The sequence below is a fragment of the Streptomyces sp. NPDC001515 genome (assembly GCF_053597115.1).
On record NZ_JBSFHN010000012.1, the window covers coordinates 49853 to 69374 of the forward strand.

Genomic DNA, 19522 nt, shown 5'->3' on the forward strand with positions numbered 1-19522 from the left:
ACGGTCTCTCTTCTCGGAAGGGGTGGTGCTTCTCGGAAGGGGGGCTCGCGGGGGAGTGAGTACGGCGCCCGGGGTTACGGGACGCGCAGGGAGCACACCGCGCTGCCCGCGTCGAAGATCCGCAGGTCCTTGATCATCTTGAGGGCCATGCGGTGGTGGCCCCGCTCATTGGGGTGCAGCCCGTCACTGAGCAGGGAGAGGGGTACCTGGCCGCCGTCGCCGGTCAGCCAGTCGTGGTAGTGGTCGACGAAGACCGTCTTCTCCTGGGCCGCGACCTCGCCCATGATCTCCGCGTACCGCGAGAGCCCCACCCGCCCCGGCCACCTCGCCGGATCGACCGGATTGGGCGACTGAAGCACCGGGACGGGGGAGCCGGGCAGTGCGCGTACCGCGCGGACGAGCGAGACCAGATCGGCCCGGTACACCTCGGGGCCGAGCCCGGGTGTCGCGATGTCGTTCGTCCCGATCATGATCGAGGCGACATGAGGCGAGAAGGCGCTGATCCGCGGGGCGAACTGCGCGAGGAGTTCCGCGCCGGTCGCGCCGCTCACCCCGGAGTCGATGACGAAGTCCCGGTTCTTCGGCTTGCCCAGTTCCCAGCGGACCCGCTCCGTCCAGTGCTCGGGATAGCTGCGCCAGCCGTGGGTGTGCAGCGCGCCGTGCGTGATGCTGTCGCCGGTGACGACCCAGGTGGCCGGGGTGTCGCCGTTGAGGGCGAGGGAGATCCGGCCCAGGTCGGAGAGGTCCGGCTCCGGACACTGCGCGACCAGTTCGCTCTCGCTCAGCACCCGGTCCCAGACGGCGGCCCGCTCGATCGTTCCGGTGCAGAACCACTCGCCGCCGGGGTGGTCACTGTCGGTGTTGCGGCCGAGCGAGAGCGAGGCGAGCCCGGATACTCCGGAGAAGAAGGGGTGCGGGGCGGTTTCGAGGACCGTACGGCCTCCGGCGTGCAGCCGGGTGCCCGAGGCGCCGACCGTCACGGCGACGGTGTGGCTCCGGCCGTCGTCGTAGCGTGTCCTGGTCATGACATTCACGAGTACGGCACCCTTCTCCCGTACGGAGAACTGCAGGGCGCCCCCGCTCAGGTTCAGCGTGAGGTTGGAGGAGGGGGCGGTCGGGTCCGAGGCGCTGAGCAGGGTCATCGCCTGGTTGTGGCTGGTGGTGCGGAAGGTGACGACGAGCGTGCCGGTGGTGAGCGGGGCGAGCGCACCGACCTGCTTCGACAGGTCGACGTACTCACTGCCGTCCAGGTCCACGGGGGTGGCGTGGTCCAGGACGGGCCCGCGCTCCGCGGCGAGGGCGCGGCCCCCGAACTGGCTGCCCAGGGTCGCCGCGCCGGCGGCGAGAAGCATGGATCGTCTGCGCACGGAAGGTGCCTCCGGTCAGGAGTGGTCGGCCCGCCCCGTTGGGGAGCCGGCGAACAGGGAACGCACCCAGGCCAGTTGCTCCCGCCGCTGGTACTCCGCCCCGCCCTCGTGGCCGTTGAAGGCGTAGACCCGTACGTTCTTGGGTCCGGCGTAGCCGTTGTACGCGGCGAAGCACGTGGAGGGCGGGCAGATCTCGTCCATCATCGCTATGGAGAACAGGGCGGGGGCGGTGGCCCGGGTGGCGTGCAGGGCCGCGTCGAAGTACGCGAGCGTCCCGAAGACGGTCTCGGCGCGGTCGCGGTGGAGGGCGAGGTATTCGGCGATCTCGGTGAAGGGCGGGCGCCCCGCGATCTCGGCCCCGCGCCGGATGTCGCACAGGAACGGCACGTCCGGCATCACCCCGGCCAGCCCCGGTGCGAGCCCCGCGACGGCCAGCGCGATGCCGCCGCCCTGGCTGATCCCGGTCACCACGATCCGGTCCGGGTCGATCTCCGGCCGCTCGCGCACCGCGTCCACGCACCGCACGGCGTCGGTGAACAGCCGGCGGTAGTAGGACGTCTCGGGGCTCTCGACGCCCCGGGTGAGGAAGCCGGGGACGGTCCCGGGCGTGCCGTCGTGCGGATCGGCGGTGTCGCCCGCGGCCGAGGACCAGCCCTGCCCGCGGGTGTCCATGAGCAGGTGCGCGTGCCCGGCCGAGGCCCAGAGCAGGTTCTCGTGGGCGAGACCCCGGCCGCGCCCGTACCCCAGGAACTCCACGACGCAGCCCAGCGGTTCGCTCGCCCCGGCCGGCAGCCGGAGCCAGCCGCGCACCGGCTGCCCGGCGAAGCCGGGAAGCGTCACGTCGTACGTACGGACCTGGGTGAGCCCGGTCTCCACCTCGGTGAACCGTGCCGTCCCGGCCGAGTGGGCACGGGCCTCGGCGAGGGTCCGCGCCCAGAAGGCGTCGAAGTCGGCGGGGACCGACAGGTCGGGCCGGCGGGCGAGGCAGTCCGCGAGCGAGAGATCCGTCAACGGCATGGGGGTGCCCTCCTGGGGCGGTGGCGCGGGTGCGGGGGTGCGGTGCAGGTACGAGAGCCGGCCAGGTCATCAGACGGATGACGTCAGATGTCCTGTCGGCACACGGACCCTAGGCATCCCCGCACGGGGGCGTCAAGGGTCCGTCCGGACGGGGTCCGCGGGCTCCGGGAGGTGCGGGCGGGCAGTCAGCGGCGGGCGCGGGCCTCGGAGATCCGGCGCCTGACCGGGGCGTAGTGCTCGCCGAGCGCCTTGATGAAACCGGCGATGTCGCCGGCGCGGGCGGCGTTCACGATGTTCTGGTGGGCGGTGATCGTCTCGGTCTCGTCGGCGTGCGTGAAGCCGTCCAGGTGCGGCGCGACGATCGCGTAGACGTCCCAGAACGCCATCGAGAGCTGACCGATGAGGTCGTTGCCGAGCGGGGCGACGAGCAGGGCGTGGAAGGCCCGGTCGGCGTCGACGAAGCCGTGCCCCTCCTGGGCCCCCGTCGCGCGCATGGTCGCCACGAGCGCGTCCAGGCTGTCGAGCTGCTCGGGGGTGAGCAGCGAGACGATCCGGTCGGCCATGCCGCGCTCGAAGAGTTCGCGTACGTCCACCAGGTCGGCCATCACCTGGAAGTCGTCGTCGGGGGAGAGCAGGCCGCGGAAGGTCAGGCTCTCCACCAGCGCGGACAGGCTGAGCCGGCCCACGTAGGTGCCGTGGCCGTGCCGGACCTCCACGATGTCCAGCGCGTTGAGGATCTTCACGGCCTCCCGGACGCTGGAACGGCTGGCGCCCAGCGCCTCGCACAGGGCGGGCTCGGTGGGCAGCGGGTCCCCGGGGCGCAGTCGCTCCTCAAGGATGTACCGCTTGATGCCGTCGACGACTTCCTGCCGGAGCAGCTGCCGGCCGGGCCTCGTTCCGGACATATGTGAACTCCCCACCTCTTGACCCCTCTCGATTGTCAAGCTACGTTCCCACGCTATCAAGGCATCAGACATCTGACGTCTGATGCTCCACGCTCCGCGGCGGTTCCGCGGACCCCGCGGAACACCCGTTCCGACCCATCTCGCCCCACTTCACGTCCCTGGAGGACCCGTGCCCGAGCTGAGAGCAGCCGGTGTCGAGCGCCGCACCTTCCTTCGTTACACCGGCGCCATCGGTGCCGCGGCCGCCATCACGGCGGGCCTGTCCGCCTGCGGCGGACCGTCCTCGACCTCCGACGGCTCGGCGGGCAAGGGCGCGGGCACCGGCCTCATCGAGGCCGGCCTGTCCTACCCCCTGTCGACCGGCTTCGACCCGATGATCACCTCGGGCGCGACCCCGTACGCCGCCAATATGCACATCTTCGAGGGCCTGGTGGATCTCGATCCGGCAACACTCGTGGCCCGCCCCGCGCTCGCCACCGAGATGCCGAAGAAGATCAACGCCACCACCTACCGCGCCACGCTCCGCAAGGGCGCCACCTTCCACGACGGTTCGCCCGTCACCGCCGACGACGTGGTCTTCAGCTTCGAACGCATCCTGGACCCGAAGAACGCTTCCCTCATGGCGCAGTTCGTGCCCTTCATCGACAGGGTCGAGGCGGTCGACGCCGGAACGGTCGAGTTCAAGCTGAAGTACCCGTTCGCGCTCTTCCCGTCCCGGATCGCCGTGGCCCGGATCGTGCCGAAGAAGGTCGTCGAGGCCGACGTCAAGGGCTTCGACGCCAAGCCCGTCGGCTCCGGCCCGTACGCGTTCGTCTCCGCCACCCGCGAGGACAAGATCGTCTTCAAGAAGTTCGACGCCTACAACGGGCCCCACCCCGCCAAGGCCGACAAGATGATCTGGCGCCTCATCTCCGACCAGTCGGCCCGTGTCAGCGCCATGCGCTCCGGCCGCGTCCAGGCCATCGAGGACGTCCCGTACATCGACGTCGACGGACTCGCCTCCAGCGCCAGGACCGAGGCCGTGCAGTCCTTCGGCCTGCTCTTCCTGATGTTCAACACCGCCGACAAGCGGTTCGCCGACAAGCGGGTCCGGCAGGCCCTGCACTACGCGCTGGACACCGAGAAGATCATCAAGACCGCCATGGTCGGCAACGCGGCCGCCGCGACCGGCTACGTCCCCGCCACCCACCCCGACTACCACAAGGCCGCCACCGTCTACACCCACGACGTGGCCAAGGCCAAGCAGCTCCTCGCCGACGCCGGCGTCAAGAACCTCAGGTTCACCGTCCTCACCACGGACACCGGCTGGGTCAAGGACATCGCCCCGCTCATCAAGGAGAGCTGGGCCGAGGCCGGCATCGAGGCCACCCTCGGCATCGCCCAGTCCGCCGCCCAGTACGCCAAGGTCGACAGCGGTGACTTCGAGGTCCTCGTCGCCCCCGGCGACCCCTCCGTCTTCGGCAACGACGTCGACCTGCTCATGCGCTGGTTCTACTACGGCTTCTGGCCCGAGAAGCGCTACGCCTGGTCGAAGACCCCCGCGTACAAGCAGGTCAAGAAGCTCCTCGACCAGGCCGCCGCGGCCGCCGACGAGGCCACCCGCAAGCGGCTCTGGGGACAGGTGACCGACCTCGTCGCCGACGAGGTCCCGCTCTACCCGATCCTCCACCGCAAGCTGCCCACCGCCTGGAACGAGAAGTCCCTCACCGGCTTCAAGCCGCTGCCCACCACCGGCCTGTCCTTCCTGGACGTCGCCCGCGCCTGACCGGCCCGCGCCCCCCACCCCCGGTCCGGGGCGCCACCCCCCCCGGCGTCCCGGACCGGACCCCCCCGCCCAACCGCAAGGAACCCGACGATGGTTGCTTTTCTCCGGCTCGCGCTGCGCCGCGTCGCGATGATGCCGGTGATGATCCTCGGCATCGCGTTGCTCGTCTTCGTGGTGCTGCAGTTCTCGCCGGTCGACCCGGCCTTCAACGCGCTCGGGGAGAGCGCCACCCCCGAGGCACGGCGGGCCTTCGCCGAGGCCAACGGCCTCGACGACCCGCTGCCCGTCCGCTACGTGCACTTCCTCGGCCAACTGCTCCACTTCGACCTCGGTACGACGGTCCCGCCCAGCCAGCCCGTGACCGACCGGATCACCGCCGCCTTCCCGCTCACCCTCCAGCTGACTGTCCTCGGCCTGCTCATCGCCGTCGTCCTCGCCGTCATCGGCGGCGTCATCGGCGCGATGTACCGCGACCGCTGGCCCGACCAGCTCTTCCGGGTGCTCTCCATGGCCGGGGTCGCCGTCCCGTCCTTCTGGCTCGGCGTCCTGCTCATCCAGCAGTTCGCCCTGAACACCCAGCTCTTCCCGACCGGCGGCTACACCAACATGGCCGACTCCTTCGGCGGCTGGCTGCGCACCATGTTCCTGCCCGCCGTCTCCCTCGCCGTCCCCGTCGCCGCCTCGCTGGCCCGCCTCATCCGCACCGCGATGGTCACCGAACTCGACCGGGACTACGTCCGCACCGCCCAGGGCAACGGACTCCCCGTCCTCCTCGTCATCCGCTCGGTGCTGCGCAACGCGCTCGTCACCCCGCTCACCGTGCTCGGCGTCAAGGTCGGCTACCTGCTCAGCGGCGCCGTCGTCATCGAAGCGATCTTCGACCTGCCCGGCATGGGCAAACTCATCCTCGAAGGTGTCACCGGAGGCGACGTCGCCCTGGTCCAGGGCACCGTACTGACCATCGCCATCGCCTTCCTGGTGGTCAACGTCATCGTCGACCTGCTCTATCTGCTGGTCAACCCGCGCATCAGGACGGTGTGACATGTTCGCCACCGGCACTCTGGCCAAGAAGCTCTCCCGTCCGGGCATCGCGTTCCGCGCCCTCCCGGCCACCTCCCGCGTCGCCCTCGGCGTCCTGGTCCTCGTCGTCCTCGGCGCCGTACTCGCCCCGCTGCTCACCCAGGACCCCCTCGCCACCGGCGACCCCGTCCAGGCCCCGAGCGGCGCCCACTGGTTCGGCACCGACCGGGCCGGCCGCGACGTCTTCGCCCGCGTCGTCCACGGCGCGCGCTACTCGCTCGTCATCGGCCTCGGCGCCACCGCCTGCGCGCTGATCGCCGGAGCGCTGCTCGGCTCCCTCGCCGCCACCTCCCGCAAGCTCGGCGACGAGTCCGTCATGCGCACCCTCGACGTCGTCATGTCCTTCCCGCCGATCGCGCTCGCGGCCGTCCTGGTCGCCGTGTTCGGCACCAGCATCCCGGTGATCATCTTCACCATCGCCTTCGTCTACACCCCCTCGCTCGCCCGCGTGGTCCGCGCCAACGTCCTCGCGCAGTACGGCGAGGACTACGTGGCCGCCGAGAAGGTCATCGGCGCCCGGCGCGGCTACATCGTGCTGCGCCACGTCGCCGTCAACTGCATGGCCCCGGTCATGGTCTTCGCCACCGTCATGGTCGCCGAAGCCATCATCTTCGAGGCCAGCCTCTCCTTCATCGGCGCGGGCGTGCAGGACCCCGACCCCAGCTGGGGGAGCGTCCTCGCCTACGGACGGCAGATCCTCCTGGCCGGCGGCTGGTGGGCCACCTTCTTCCCCGGCCTCGCCCTCCTGGTCACCGTCCTCGCGCTGAACATCCTCTCCGAGGGACTCACCGACGCCTCCGCCGCGCCCCGCGCCGCGCGCCCCGCCGCCGACCCGGCCGCGGCCACCGCCCCCGACCCGGTCGAGGCCGCCTCCCGGACCGACATCGACACCGCGCTCGCCCGGCTCGCCGCCCACATCGAGGCCACGCCCTCCACCATCACCCCGGTGCGCGAGGACGCCGGCGAACTCCTCGTCGTCCGCGACCTCGCCATCCGCTTCCCCGACCGCTACGGCGACATCCCCGTCGTCGACCGGCTCGGCTTCACCGTCCACGAGGGCGAGACCCTCGGCCTGGTCGGCGAGTCCGGCTGCGGCAAATCCATCACCAGCCTCGCCGTCATGGGCCTCCTCGCCCGCAACGCCGAGGTCAGCGGCGAGATCCTCTACCGGGGCCGGGACCTGCTGAAGCTCCCGCCCAAGGAACGCCGCGCCCTCATGGGCCCGGAGATCGCGATGGTCTACCAGGACGCGCTCTCCTCCCTCAACCCCTCCGTCCTCGTCGGCACCCAGCTGAGGCAACTGACCTCGCGCGGCGGTACGAAGACACCGGCCGAACTCCTGGAACTCGTCGGCCTCTCACCCGAACGCACCCTGCGCAGCTACCCGCACGAACTCTCCGGCGGCCAGCGCCAGCGCGTCCTCATCGCGATGGCCCTCTCCCGCAGCCCCCGGCTGCTCATCGCGGACGAACCGACCACCGCCCTCGACGTCACCGTCCAGGCCCAGGTCGTCGAACTCCTCGTGAAGCTCCGCGACGAACTCGGCTTCGCCATGGTCCTGGTCTCGCACGACCTCGCCCTGGTCGGAGACCTCTCGCACCGCGTCGCCGTGATGTACGCGGGCCGGCTCGCCGAGGTCGGCGCCACCCGGTCCGTCCTCACCGACCCCGCCCACCACTACAGCCGGGGCCTGCTCGGCTCGGTGGTCTCCCTGGAGGCCGGCGCCGAGCGCCTCCACCAGATCCGCGGCATCGTCCCCGCCCCCCAGGGCTTCGGCGCCGGCTGCCGCTTCGCCGGCCGCTGCGCCGCCGCCACCGAACTCTGCCGCACCACCACCCCCGCGCTCACCGCGCGCGGCTCCGCCGACGACCACGGCTTCGCCTGCCACCACCCCGCGGACGCCGCGAAGAAGCTGGAAGGGAGCGCCCTGTGATCAGGCTCGACGGCGTTCACGTACGCCACACGGCACGCGGCGGCGGCCTCTTCGGCCGCACGGCCGTGCACGCCCTGACCGATGCCACGCTGGAGGTGTCCCGAGGCGAGATCGTCGGCCTGGTCGGGGAGTCCGGCTGCGGCAAGTCGACGCTGGCCCGGGTCCTCACCGGACTCCAGAAGCCCACCGAGGGCGAGGTCCGCTTCCACGGCAAGGACCTGTGGACCATGCCGGGAGCCGAGCGCCGCCACGACTTCGGCTCCGCCGTCGGCGTCGTCTTCCAGGACCCGTCCACCGCGCTCAACCCCCGCCTCACGGTCCGTCAGATCCTGCGCGACCCGCTCGACGTGCACCGCCGGGGCAGCCGCGCGGCGCGCGAGGCGCGGGTCCGGGAACTGCTCGACCTGGTCGGCCTGCCCGGACACATCCTGGCCGCGCTGCCTGGCCAGCTCTCCGGCGGCCAGCGCCAGCGCGTCGCCATCGCCCGCGCGCTAGCCCTGGAACCGGAGCTGATCGTCGCCGACGAACCGACCTCCGCCCTCGACGTCTCCGTGCGCGCCCAGGTCCTCAACCTCCTGGTGGACCTGCGCGACCGGCTCGGCCTCGGCATGGTGTTCATCTCGCACGACATCCAGACCGTGCGCTACCTCGCGGACCGCATCGCCGTCCTCTACCTCGGCCGCATCGTCGAGGAGGGTCCCGCGGCACAGGTGGCCGGCAGCCCCCGGCATCCGTACACCGAGGCCCTGCTCTCGGCGACGCCCAGCCTCATGGAGGCCACGGAACGCATCGTGCTCACCGGCCCGGTTCCCTCGGCGACCAACCCGCCGCCCGGCTGCCCGTTCACCACCCGCTGCTGGAAGGCCGACGCCGACTGCGCCACCGCCTTCCCGGCCGCGACCGACGGCCCCGACGGACGCCGCTGGCACTGCGTCCACCCCCAGACCCCCACGTCCCCCTCCGGGGACCCGACCCCCGTACCGTCCGCAAGGAGCACCGCATGACCGCCCGAACCCCCCGCTACTCGGGAGTGATCCCGCCCGTCGTCACCCCGCTCACCGCGGACGGCGCGCTCGACCGCCCCTCCCTGGAGCGGGTTGTGGGCCATCTCGTCGACGGCGGCGTCAGCGGGCTCTTCGCCCTCGGCAGCTCCGGCGAGACCGCCTATCTGACACCGTCCCAGCAGGACGAGGTCATCGAGGTCGTCACGGGCGCCGCCGCCGGACAGGTGCCCGTCCTCGTCGGCGCGATCGAGACCACCACCAACCGCGCGATCGAACGCGCCCACCGCGCCGCCGCCCTCGGCGCCGACGCCGTCGTCGCGACCGCGCCCTTCTACACCCGCACCCACGACCTGGAGATCGACCGGCACTTCCGGGACATCGCCGCCGCCGTCGACCTGCCGCTGCTCGCCTACGACGTGCCGGTCTGCGTCCACAGCAAGCTCGACCCGGAGCTGCTGCTGCCGCTCGCCGCCGACGGGGTGCTGGCCGGGGTGAAGGACTCCAGCGGGGACGACGGATCCTTCCGCCGGCTGGCCATCGGTGCCCGCGAGCTGCCGGACTTCTCCGTCCTCACCGGGCACGAGCTGGTGGTCGACGCGATGATGCTGGGCGGCGCCGACGGCTCGGTGCCGGGGCTCGGCAACGTCGACCCGCACGGGTACGTCCGCCTGCACGAGGCCGCGGTGCGCGGCGACTGGGCGACGGCCGCGGCCGAACAGGACCGCCTCGTCGCGCTGTTCGACATCGTCCGCGCCGCCCGCCCCGGCACCGCGTCCGCCACGGCGGCGGGGCTGGGCGCCTTCAAGACCGCGCTGATGCTGCGCGGGATCATCACCACCAACGTGATGAGCCCGCCGATGCGCCGGCTGGACGCGGCGGAGACGGAGACGGTGGCCGCCTGCCTGGACCGCGCGGGGCTCGCCAGGGGCTGACGCTTCGTCACCACCCTTTACCCGAAACCGGTACGCGAAAGGGGTCCGGTGGGAACAGCACTCGGCTGTCCCACCGGACCCCTGCGCGTGAGGGTGCGACTACTTCTGCGCGGCGCGGGCGCGGCGCATCAGCAGGCCGCCGCCGAGCACCAGGGCGGCGCTGGCGCCACCGGCGATGCCGAGGTTCTCATTGGCACCCGTGTGGGCCATCTGCGGCGGCTTGTGGTGCTTGGGCGGAGTGTGGTGCCAGCCGGTGTGGGTCGGGGGCGCCGGCGGGTTGTGGCTGGGCGGGCAGTCGTCGTTGTGGTGGTGCACCGGCGGCTTCGGGGGCTTCGGCGGGTTGTGGTGGTGGCTCGGGGGGCAGTTGTGGTCGTGGTGGTGCACCGGCGGCTTGGGCGGCTTCGGCGGGTTGTGGTGGTGGCTGGGCGGGCAGTCGTCGTTGTGGTGGTGCACCGGCGGCTTCGGGGGCTCCGGCGGGTTGTGGTGACCGCCGCAGTGGCAGTCGTGGTCGTGGCCCGTCGGCGGCTTGTGCGGCTTCGGGGGCTTGTGCGGCTTCGGCGGCTCCGGCGTCTCGACGCCCTCGGAGCTGTTCTCGCACTCGTTGCCGGCGGCCGGGTTCAGCGCGGCGATCACATCGACCGTGTTGCCGCAGACATTGACCGGCACGTCGATAGGCGCCTGGATCAGGTTGCCCGACAGCACCCCGGGGGAGTTGGCCGCGACACCGGAGGCGCTCGCGCCCTGGGCGTCGCCGGCCGAGGCGCCCTCGCTCTCGTTCTCGCACTCGTTGCCGAACGCGGGGTTCAGCGCGCCGATGACGTTGACCGTGTTGCCGCACAGGTTCACCGGAACGTGTACCGGCACCTGCACGGCGTTGCCCGAGGCGACTCCGGGCGAGCCGATCGCGGCGCCGTCGGCCGACGCGTCGGCGAACGCGTAGCCGCCGGAGGCGGTCAGAATGCCTGACGCCGCCGCCATGACGAGCACGCTCTTACTCAAGGCTTTTCGCATCGTTGCCCTTCCTTGGGACTTCTCGCGCGGGTGAATATCGACCCGCTTTCGTTCATCAGGCGGTACAGCAACCGACGGGTCCGACCGACCTCTTGGGGTGGGCGTCCCGCCGGGCAGGCTTGACGACACCCATAACGAGGGCCGGGTGAGCGGGAAACGTGGAATCCGTGAAAATCCTGTGATCACTCGGAAGGTGTACGTATGGGCGTTCGGGTCGATGAATCGTCGGCCCTCGATGTATGTCTCGTACGGACGTCCGTGTCACCCCGACATTCGGGTGAATGCCGATAACCAAACGCCGGAAGGCCAGTTGATCAGGGTGCTCCGGTACGGGGCGTCCAGTACGAGAAGGGTTCATCGTGATCAAGAAGGTCCTGGCTACGGGAGCCGTCGCCGCCTCCATCCTCGGTCTCGGCGCGACACAGGCGATGGCCATCGGCGACAGCGGCGGCACGACCTCCGTCAACGGCAACGGGGCCTCGCAGTCGTTCGGCAACGCCGAGACGCACGGCGACGGCAGCCCGCAGTTCGGCTTGGTCCAGGGCTCCCTGAACAAGCCCTGCATCGGCCTGCCGGCCAAGGTCAACGCCGGTTCGCTGATCGGTCTCATCCCGATCGCGGTCCAGGACGTCAACGTCCTGTCCTCGCCGCAGAACCAGCAGTGCACCGAGAACTCCACCCAGGCCAAGGGCGACGAGCCGCTGTCGCACATCCTGAGCCAGATTCCGGTGCTCTCCGGCAACGGTGCCGGCAACAGCTGATCCGGCCCGCCCGCAGGCCCGGACCGCCGGCGTTCCTCCTCCACGCGGTCCGGGCCTGCTGCTGCAACTGCGTCATTCGGGCGGATTCCGAGGAATATCCTTCGCGAAGAGTTTCACCGACCGCCCGAAATCGTTACGAATGACAGCGGCGGAGTTACGAGTTATGGCAGGACCGTGCTCGTGCGGCACGAACGTCGTGACCGCTCCGGACTCCGTCGAAGAAAGGGTTGAAAAGTGAAGTACACCAAGATCGCCGCCGTCGCCGCGGGTACCCTGATGGCGATGGGTGCCGCCGCCCCGGCCTTCGCCGACTCCGGCGCCGAGGGTGCGGCCGTGAACTCCCCGGGCGTTGTCTCGGGCAACGTCATCCAGGTTCCGGTCCACGTTCCGGTCAACGTCTGCGGCAACACGATCAACATCGTGGGTCTGCTGAACCCGGCGTTCGGCAACGTCTGCGTCAACAACTGATTCACCTCGCCGAATTCCCTTCGGTACCCGGAAGGCCCCGGACCGCGCACGTGCGGTCCGGGGCCTTTCCTGTTCGCCGTCCGGTGAATCCTCCGGGGCGGCACGGAAAACGTTCCCGGAAATGCGCGGCCGTCCAGTTGCCCACCCGCGAACCGCTCGTTGTGCAGAGGGAATGCGGCATGGATCACCGCCACGGAAGGCCGGTGCGGCGCGTGCGCGCGACGGAGGCCATGCCGCCGCAGAAGGGAATCCGACAGTGAAGTACGCGAAGACAGCCGCGTTCGTCGCCGGTTCCGTGGTCGCTCTCGGCACGGCTGCTCCCGCCTTCGCCGCCACGAACCCCACGGCCCCCAGCTTCAGCCTCGACGGCGGGCTCAACCAGGTGATGGCCGCTACCCCGCAGGTCGTCGACCCCGTCTCGCACGTCGTGGACGGCGCCGCCGACGCCCTGACCGAGAACGGCACGGTCACGAAGCTCGCCGGTCAGGCGGCCGGCGCGGCGAAGGGTGCCGCCCCGCTCATCGGCGGCCTCCCGGTCGGCGGCTGACCCCTCGTACGAAGGCGCGTACGGGCACATCGTTCGAGTGAAGCGCCACAACCATTCCCGCCGGGGCGAGTTGATCAGACCGTGCCGGACAGGCGGGCACACGCATAACCCGAGAAGGGCTTTTCTGTGATCAAGAAGATTATGGCCTCGGCCGCCGTCGCCGCGTCGATCGTCGGCGTCTCCGCCGCCGCCGCTCCCGCGGCCATGGCGATCGGCAACGACCAGGGCACCACGTCGGTCAACGGCAACGGTGCCGTGCAGTCCTACGGCAACTCCGCCACCCACGGTGACTGGAGCCCGCAGTTCGCGCTCATCCAGGGCTCGCTCAACAAGCCGTGCATCGCCCTGCCGGCCAAGGCCAACGTCGGTTCGGTGCTGGGCGTCGTCCCGATCTCGGTCCAGGACCTCAACGTCCTGTCGTCGCCGCAGAACCAGCAGTGCACCGAGAACTCCACCCAGGCCAAGGGCGACGAGCCGCTGTCGCACATCCTGGACCAGATCCCGGTGCTTTCCGGCAACGGTGTCGCCAACAACTAGGTCCCACCCGGGCACCCGCGGTCCCGTACCGCACGGGGGCCGGTCCGTCACGGGGCAGCCGGATCTCCGGCCGCCCCGGGCGGGCCGGCCCCCGTCGTGTGCGCGGGCCCCGTCGTGTGTGCGCGGGCCCCGGCTCCCTCGAACGGGCGGGGCGGCTGGGCCGGTTGCCGTAGCGGTGGCCGGGCCTCCCGGCGGACCGGGTAGGGCCAATCCATGGACCAGTACGGCAGTCGACGACGGCAGGACCCGCGCCGCTTCCCGCAGGGCGGCACCCCGATCTACGACCGCCTCCTCGCCGAATGGCAGGCGGCCCGCGACCGCGCGGAACCACCGGCGGACCCCGCTCCCGCCCCCTCACGAGCGAGCGGTCTCGTCCCCGGGGCGCGGACGTCCGCGGAGAGCCCGTGCGACTGACGCTCCGGGTGTCGAACTTTTTCTGGATTCAACCCGTTTGAGTGGAACCGCGGAACCGAAACCTCCGACGGGGGTTGAGCAGTACGTTCCCCAACGGAACGCTCCGAAAGGTGAAGCGTGATGAAGAAGATGATGGCCGGTGCGGCAGTCGCCGTGTCCCTGGTCGGCCTGTCCGCCGCCGCGGCCCCCTCGGCCATGGCGATCGGCAACGACGGCGGCACCACGTCGGTCAACGGCAACGGTGCCGTCGACTCGTTCGGCAACGCCGTGACCCGTGGTGACGGCAGCCCGCAGGTCCAGCTCGTCCAGGGTTCGTTGAACAAGCTCTGCCTCGGCGCGCCGATCAAGGCCAACGTCGGTTCGCTCGTGGGCCTGCTGGTGCCCGTCGCGGTCCAGGACATCGACGTCCTGTCCTCGCCGCAGAACCAGCAGTGCACGGAGAACTCCACCCAGGCCAAGGGCGACGAGCCGCTGTCGCACCTGGTGGAGGGCATCCCGATCCTCTCGGGGAACGGCGTCGCCAACAACTGAGCCTCGCACCGAGGGCGGCCGGTGCGTCCTACCGGCCGCCCTCGGAACGCACGATGCCCACCGCTCCACGGGGGAGGGGTGGGCATCGGTGCGTCCGGCCTCAGCCCAGGCTGCGGACCGGGAGCACGGCGTGGGCGGAGGTCTCGATGACGGCCGGGTCCCCGGCGAAGGCCCGCAGGATGGCCTCGTCGACCGTGAGGCCCGGGGCGCCCTGCGGCCACGGGCGGGTGGCGAACATGGCGTGCACCTCGCCCCGGGCGTGGGCCGCCGCCAGCCACTGCGGCGGCACCGGGTACTGCGCCGAGAAGTGAGGCAGCGTCAGGACGGCCTGGCCGGCCTGGACGAGGAGCTTCACCGGCAGCCCCGGGTTCTCGTCGGCGCGCACCGCGCTTCCGCCGACCGGCAGTCCGCAGCGCTCCAGCGCGATGCGCATGGCGCTCTCGCCGACCGCGGGACCCTCCGATCCGTCGCCCAGGGAGTAGACGAGCAGGAACGCGATGTCCTGGCCGGTGTGGGGGTGTTCGCCGCTCCAGCCGATCAGGGTGAGGGTGCCCAACTGGGCCTGGGTGAACGTGCCGGAGGCAGTCTGGGGGGAGGTCATGTCCGGCACCCTAACCGTACGCGACCGGTCGATCGCCCTGCGTGTCACTCGATCGGGGGAGGAGTGGGGCGGCCGGAAATAATCCGTTGACGCCGCTCCCGCGCCGGACGCTAGGGTGTGCCGCGTAACGGACGGCGGAGCGACCGCCGTACCGACGACAGGACGAGCCGGAGGTGAGGACGTTGGCGAAGGCCATCGCTGTGGGCGCTGCCCACGAGCCGAAGCACATCGATTCCACCCCCGTGGTCACCGGCTGACCTGACGCGTTCGTGCGCCGCCGCGCGCACCGCCGGGACCACCCTGTGAAGGGTCTCCCTTGTCTTTCTCGTTCTCCTCCTCCCTGTCCGCCTACGGCTGGGACGCCGGCTGGGACGCCGCGTTCGCCCCCCACGCCGAGCGGGGTCTGCTCCCCGGGCGCGTGGTGCGCGTCGACCGGGGCCAGTGCGATCTCGTCACCCCGGTGGGCACGGTCCGCGCCGACACCGCGTTCGTCGTGCCCCGGGACCCGATGCGGATCGTCTGCACCGGCGACTGGGCCGCCGTGGACGCCGACGGCGACCCGCGGTTCGTCCGGACGCTGCTGCCCCGGCGCACCGCCTTCGTCCGCTCCACCTCGTCCAAGCGCTCCGAGGGCCAGGTGCTCGCCACCAACGTCGACCACATCGCCATCTGCGTCTCGCTCGCGGTCGAACTCGACCTGGGCCGGGTGGAGCGCTATCTCGCGCTGGCCCTGTCGAGCGCCGGCGGCGACGCCCTCCTGCGCGACGGTGCGGTGGGCGACGACGGCGACGCCGAGACCCTGGTCGTGCTCACCAAGGCCGATCTCGTCCCCGATCCGGCCACCCTCGCCCATCTCGTCGAGGACCTCGAACGCCTGGCCCCCGGGGTCCAGGTGCTGCCCGTCAGCTCCACCACCGGCGAGGGCGTCGACGTGTTCTCCGCGATCGTCTCGGGCGGCACGAGCGTGCTCCTCGGGGCCTCCGGCGCGGGCAAGTCCACCCTCGCCAACACCCTCCTCGGCAAGGACGCCATGGAGGTGCGGGCCGCCCGTGACGTGGACGGCAAGGGCCGGCACACCACCACCACCCGCAACCTCCTCGCGCTGCCCTCCGGCGGGGTCATCATCGACACCCCCGGGCTGCGCGGGGTCGGCCTCTGGGACGCGGAGACCGGCGTCGGCCAGGTCTTCACGGAGATCGAGGAGCTGGCCGGGGACTGCCGCTTCCACGACTGCGCGCACGGTACGGAACCGGGCTGCGCGGTCCGCGAGGCCATCGAGGACGGCACCCTGCCCGAGCGGCGCTTCGACAGCTACCTCAAGCTCCAGCGCGAGAACCAGCGCATCGTCGCCAAGACGGACGCCCGGGTCCGCTCGGAGATCCGGCGCGACTGGAAGCGCAAGGGCGCCGAGGGCCGGGCCGCGATGGAGGCCAAGCGGGGGCGGGTGCGGTAGCCGGACACCCTGCTCGATGTCCGAATACCGCGAGTGCGGCGCCCGCCGGGGACGCACACTGGACGGTGTGAAGGACGAGGAGAGCAGGTACGAGGCGGTGAGCAGCCGCGACGCGCGGTTCGACGGGGAGTTCTTCTTCGCCGTCGAGACGACCGGCATCTACTGCCGTCCGAGCTGCCCCGCCGTCACCCCCAAGCGGAAGAACGTCCGCTTCTACCCGACGGCCGCCGCCGCCCAGGGCAACGGCTTCCGGGCGTGCCGCCGCTGCCGCCCGGACGCCGTGCCCGGATCGGCGGAGTGGAACGTCCGGGCCGATGTGGTGGGCCGCGCCATGCGGTTGATCGGCGACGGGGTGGTGGACCGGGAGGGCGTCCCCGGTCTCGCCCGCCGGCTCGGCTACAGCGCCCGCCAGGTCCAGCGGCAGCTCAACGCCGAGCTGGGCGCCGGCCCCGTCGCCCTGGCCCGCGCCCAGCGCGCCCACACCGCGCGGGTGCTCCTCCAGACCACCGAGCTGCCCGTCACGGACATCGCCTTCGCCTCCGGATGCGCCAGCGTCCGTCAGTTCAACGACACCATCCGCACCATCTACGCCCGCACCCCCAGCCAACTGCGCGCCGAGAGGGGCACCGGGACCGGGGCCCGACGGGCCCGGGGCGCCGGTGTCCCGCTCCGGCTCGCCCACCGCGGACCGTACGCCGCCCGCGAGGTCTTCGACCTGCTCGCCGCCGAGCGGGTGCCCCTGGTCGAAGAGGTCGCCGGGGAGCCGGGGGCCCGCACCTACCGGCGCACCCTGCGCCTGCCGCACGGCACCGGCATCGCCGCCGTGGACGAGCGGTCCACCGGTCCCTGGCTGGAGGCCCGCATCCACCTCACGGACCTGCGCGACCTGACCACGGCGGTGCAGCGGCTGCGCCGCCTCTTCGACCTCGACGCCGATCCGTACGCCGTGGACGACCTCCTCGCCGCCGACCCGCTCCTCGCGGACCGGGTCGCCGCCCGCCCGGGGATGCGCTCGCCCGGCACGGCCGACCCGGAGGAGTTCGCCCTGCGGGCGCTGCTGGGCCCGGGGGAGGCCGGGGAGCTGGTCGAGGCGTACGGGAAGGTCCTGGACACCCCCTGCGGCGGCCTCACCCACCTCTTCCCCGAGCCGGACGTCCTCGCCTCGTCCGCCCCCGGCCCCCGGCTGCGGGCCCTGGCGGCGGCGCTCGCCGAGGGCGCGGTGCGGCTGGACCCGGGCGCCGACCGGGACGAGGCCGAGCAGGCGCTGCTCCGGGTCCCCGGCATGACCCCGCGGATCGCCCGGCTGATCCGGATGCGCGCCCTGGGCGACCCCGACGTGGATCCGTACGGCACACCCGGCTCCGACCGGTGGCGCCCCTGGCGCTCGTACGGGGTCCGCCGGGCCCGGGGCCTCCCGGGGGATCAGCCCCAGACCACCGCGCCCAGCCAGGCCCCCGCGACCAGCAGGCAGGCGAACAGCTCGACGAGCACCGCGTAGCCGGTGGCGCGCATCACCGAGCGCACCGACGCCCAGCCCGCGCCCCGGCTGCCCAGCCGGAGCCGTTCCGCCCCGTAGATCACGCCGACGTATCCCGCGATCGCGCCGATCACCGGGACCACGAAGAAGCCGGCGATCGCGCCGATCCCGCCCAGCGTCAGGGTCCGCCGGGGCGCGCCGGACTCGCGGGGGCGGCGCGGCGGCAGCAGCGGTTTGAGGGCCTGGTTGAGCAGCAGCAGCGCCGTGGAGGCGATCAGGACGCCCCAGGCGGCCGGTGACATGTCGGTCAGCGCCCACCACAGCACGGCGGCCCAGACGATCGCCTGACCCGGCACCCCGGGCACCAGCACACCGATCAGGCCCAGCAGCATGACCAGGCCGACGGCGACGAGCTGCCACACACTCATTCCCCCAGCCTGCCGGAGTCCGGCCGGTCCCGCCCGTCGTCGCACCCCGGCCCGGGGGCCGTCGGCGCAGCTCAGAGGGTGTGCGGACCGGCCCCGGAGCCTCGTCAGCGGGCGACCCAGCCCCGTTCGAAGGCGTGCCAGCCCAGCTGGAGCCGGGTCGAGACCCCGGTCAGCTCCATGAGGCCCTTGACCCGGCGCTGCACCGTCCGCAGCCCGAGATCCAGTTGCTTGGCCACGCTGGCGTCGGTCAGCCCCGCCAGCAGCAGGGACAGGATCTCCAGATCCGTGGGGTCGGGACCGGTGGTGTCCTCGTCGATGCCGCCGCTCTCGGCCAGCCGCAGCGGCATCGCCTCGCGCCAGACCGCCTCGAAGAGCCCGGTCAGCGACTCCAGCAGCCCCGAACCGTGCACCACGAGGGCGGCGGGGTCCGCGCCCCGGCCGGTCAGCGGCACCATCGCCATCGCCCCGTCGGCGATGACCAGTTTCGTGGGGACCCGGTCCACCACCCGGCACTGCTCGTGGCGGCTCAGCGCCGCCGAGAGCTCCACGATCCCCGAGGGCAGCGACAGCACCTCGCGTTCGACCACCACCCGGAAGGACACCCCGCGCGCCGCGGCCTGCTCCTCCGACTCGTTCTCCATCCCGGTGACCGCGATCGGCTTCCCGGTGACCAGGGCGCAGACCTCGCTCGCCGCTCCCAGCTGCAACTGGTGGAAGCGGTGGGCCACCGCGCTCGCGCCGGTGACCACCTCGACCAGATCGTGGACGGCCGGCTGGTCGGCGTCCATCCGGTACTCCTCGGCGAGCAGCACGGCCGCCAGCTCCGCCTGTTCCAGCTCGTGGCGCTGCTGGGTCAGAAGCGCTCCCAGGGCGACCCCCGGCGGCGCCGCCACCCAGCGTTCGGTGCGCGCAGAGGACTGGGCGGCCAGCCCGTGCTGCTCCAGCCGGCGCAGGGCGCGCTCGGTGTCGGCCTCGGGGAGACCGAGCCGGTGCGCCAGATCGGACACCTCCGCCGCCCCCAGGGCCACGAGCGCGCGGTAGGCCGACTCCTGTCTCTCGTCGAGACCTATCGCTCCCAGCATCCTCGGGCCCCTCCCGGACGCGTTGCTTCCCCGGCATGTACGGCGGCGCGGTGCGGCGGCCGTGGCGGAAAACGGCCACGGCGTAAACCCGCCGCGAACATCATCCCTGTACCGCCCGCCACTCTGCCAATGTGGCGCCACCGCAGCACCAACAACCTCCGGAACGCGGGGCTTTGCCCTGTGCGTTCTGGTTTGACGTGGGGAGAGCG

20 protein-coding genes are annotated in these 19522 nt (G+C 72.0%); 13 read left to right on the forward strand and 7 right to left on the reverse strand.

Annotated features, from left to right (window positions below; translation table 11 throughout):
• Positions 1-74: 74 nt before the first annotated feature.
• The 3 genes from ACWCXC_RS15020 to ACWCXC_RS15030 form a co-directional block, all read right to left on the reverse strand.
• On the reverse strand, positions 75-1367 hold the full coding sequence (locus tag ACWCXC_RS15020) for a GDSL-type esterase/lipase family protein (RefSeq protein ID WP_450889004.1): 1293 nt from the start codon (positions 1365-1367) through the stop codon (positions 75-77).
• Between the two features lie 15 nt (positions 1368-1382).
• Complete coding sequence (locus tag ACWCXC_RS15025; protein ID WP_450889006.1) at positions 1383-2384, reverse strand: acetylxylan esterase; 1002 nt, start codon at positions 2382-2384, stop codon at positions 1383-1385.
• A gap of 185 nt (positions 2385-2569) precedes the next feature.
• Positions 2570-3289, reverse strand: a complete 720-nt coding sequence (locus ACWCXC_RS15030; RefSeq protein ID WP_450680478.1) for a FadR/GntR family transcriptional regulator — start codon at positions 3287-3289, stop codon at positions 2570-2572.
• A gap of 169 nt (positions 3290-3458) precedes the next feature.
• On the opposite strand from ACWCXC_RS15030, the gene ACWCXC_RS15035 reads away from it, so the two are divergent.
• From ACWCXC_RS15035 to ACWCXC_RS15055, 5 genes are all read left to right on the forward strand, one after another.
• A complete protein-coding gene (locus tag ACWCXC_RS15035; protein ID WP_450889009.1) occupies positions 3459-5054 on the forward strand; it encodes an ABC transporter substrate-binding protein in 1596 nt (531 codons plus the stop codon).
• Positions 5055-5144: 90 nt separating this feature from the next.
• On the forward strand, positions 5145-6095 hold the full coding sequence (locus tag ACWCXC_RS15040) for an ABC transporter permease (protein ID WP_450680476.1): 951 nt from the start codon (positions 5145-5147) through the stop codon (positions 6093-6095).
• Between the two features lies 1 nt (position 6096).
• Entirely contained in the window at positions 6097-8067 is a 1971-nt protein-coding gene (locus tag ACWCXC_RS15045; RefSeq protein WP_450680475.1) for a dipeptide/oligopeptide/nickel ABC transporter permease/ATP-binding protein, read from the forward strand.
• Positions 8064-9071, forward strand: a complete 1008-nt coding sequence (locus tag ACWCXC_RS15050; RefSeq protein ID WP_450889012.1) for an ABC transporter ATP-binding protein — start codon at positions 8064-8066, stop codon at positions 9069-9071. Before ACWCXC_RS15045 ends, ACWCXC_RS15050 begins: the two co-directional genes overlap by 4 nt.
• On the forward strand, positions 9068-10003 hold the full coding sequence (locus ACWCXC_RS15055; RefSeq protein ID WP_450889014.1) for a dihydrodipicolinate synthase family protein: 936 nt from the start codon (positions 9068-9070) through the stop codon (positions 10001-10003). Before ACWCXC_RS15050 ends, ACWCXC_RS15055 begins: the two co-directional genes overlap by 4 nt.
• A gap of 99 nt (positions 10004-10102) precedes the next feature.
• On the opposite strand, the gene ACWCXC_RS15060 is transcribed toward ACWCXC_RS15055, so the two are convergent.
• Positions 10103-10990, reverse strand: a complete 888-nt coding sequence (locus ACWCXC_RS15060) for a chaplin (RefSeq protein ID WP_450680528.1) — start codon at positions 10988-10990, stop codon at positions 10103-10105.
• A gap of 383 nt (positions 10991-11373) precedes the next feature.
• On the opposite strand from ACWCXC_RS15060, the gene ACWCXC_RS15065 reads away from it, so the two are divergent.
• The 6 genes from ACWCXC_RS15065 to ACWCXC_RS15090 all read left to right on the forward strand — a co-directional run bounded on the left by ACWCXC_RS15065 (position 11374) and on the right by ACWCXC_RS15090 (position 14272).
• Positions 11374-11775: a rodlin gene (locus ACWCXC_RS15065; protein WP_450680472.1), complete on the forward strand. Its 402-nt coding sequence runs from the start codon at positions 11374-11376 to the stop codon at positions 11773-11775.
• 234 nt (positions 11776-12009) lie between these two features.
• Positions 12010-12243, forward strand: coding sequence for a chaplin (locus tag ACWCXC_RS15070; protein WP_450680471.1), 234 nt, complete (start codon positions 12010-12012; stop codon positions 12241-12243).
• Positions 12244-12499: 256 nt separating this feature from the next.
• Entirely contained in the window at positions 12500-12790 is a 291-nt protein-coding gene (locus ACWCXC_RS15075; protein ID WP_450680470.1) for a hypothetical protein, read from the forward strand.
• Positions 12791-12916: 126 nt separating this feature from the next.
• The gene (locus ACWCXC_RS15080; RefSeq protein WP_450680469.1) at positions 12917-13327 is read left to right on the forward strand and encodes a rodlin; all 411 of its coding nucleotides are present in this window, start codon (positions 12917-12919) and stop codon (positions 13325-13327) included.
• A 213-nt stretch (positions 13328-13540) separates the two neighbouring features.
• Positions 13541-13741, forward strand: a complete 201-nt coding sequence (locus ACWCXC_RS15085; protein ID WP_450680468.1) for a hypothetical protein — start codon at positions 13541-13543, stop codon at positions 13739-13741.
• Between the two features lie 120 nt (positions 13742-13861).
• Complete coding sequence (locus ACWCXC_RS15090) at positions 13862-14272, forward strand: rodlin (RefSeq protein ID WP_450680467.1); 411 nt, start codon at positions 13862-13864, stop codon at positions 14270-14272.
• A gap of 100 nt (positions 14273-14372) precedes the next feature.
• Here ACWCXC_RS15090 and ACWCXC_RS15095 read toward each other — a convergent pair whose 3' ends face one another.
• The gene (locus ACWCXC_RS15095) at positions 14373-14873 is read right to left on the reverse strand and encodes a DUF5949 family protein (protein WP_450680466.1); all 501 of its coding nucleotides are present in this window, start codon (positions 14871-14873) and stop codon (positions 14373-14375) included.
• A 316-nt stretch (positions 14874-15189) separates the two neighbouring features.
• On the opposite strand from ACWCXC_RS15095, the gene rsgA reads away from it, so the two are divergent.
• On the forward strand, positions 15190-16326 hold the full coding sequence (rsgA, locus tag ACWCXC_RS15100) for a ribosome small subunit-dependent GTPase A (protein ID WP_450889018.1): 1137 nt from the start codon (positions 15190-15192) through the stop codon (positions 16324-16326).
• 16 nt (positions 16327-16342) lie between these two features.
• The gene (locus ACWCXC_RS15105) at positions 16343-17824 is read left to right on the forward strand and encodes an AlkA N-terminal domain-containing protein (RefSeq protein ID WP_450889020.1); all 1482 of its coding nucleotides are present in this window, start codon (positions 16343-16345) and stop codon (positions 17822-17824) included.
• Here ACWCXC_RS15105 and ACWCXC_RS15110 read toward each other — a convergent pair.
• Complete coding sequence (locus ACWCXC_RS15110; RefSeq protein ID WP_450680463.1) at positions 17749-18231, reverse strand: DUF456 domain-containing protein; 483 nt, start codon at positions 18229-18231, stop codon at positions 17749-17751. The genes ACWCXC_RS15105 and ACWCXC_RS15110 overlap by 76 nt on opposite strands.
• Positions 18232-18335: 104 nt before the next feature.
• On the reverse strand, positions 18336-19313 hold the full coding sequence (locus tag ACWCXC_RS15115) for a helix-turn-helix domain-containing protein (protein ID WP_450680462.1): 978 nt from the start codon (positions 19311-19313) through the stop codon (positions 18336-18338).
• Positions 19314-19522 lie beyond the last annotated feature (209 nt).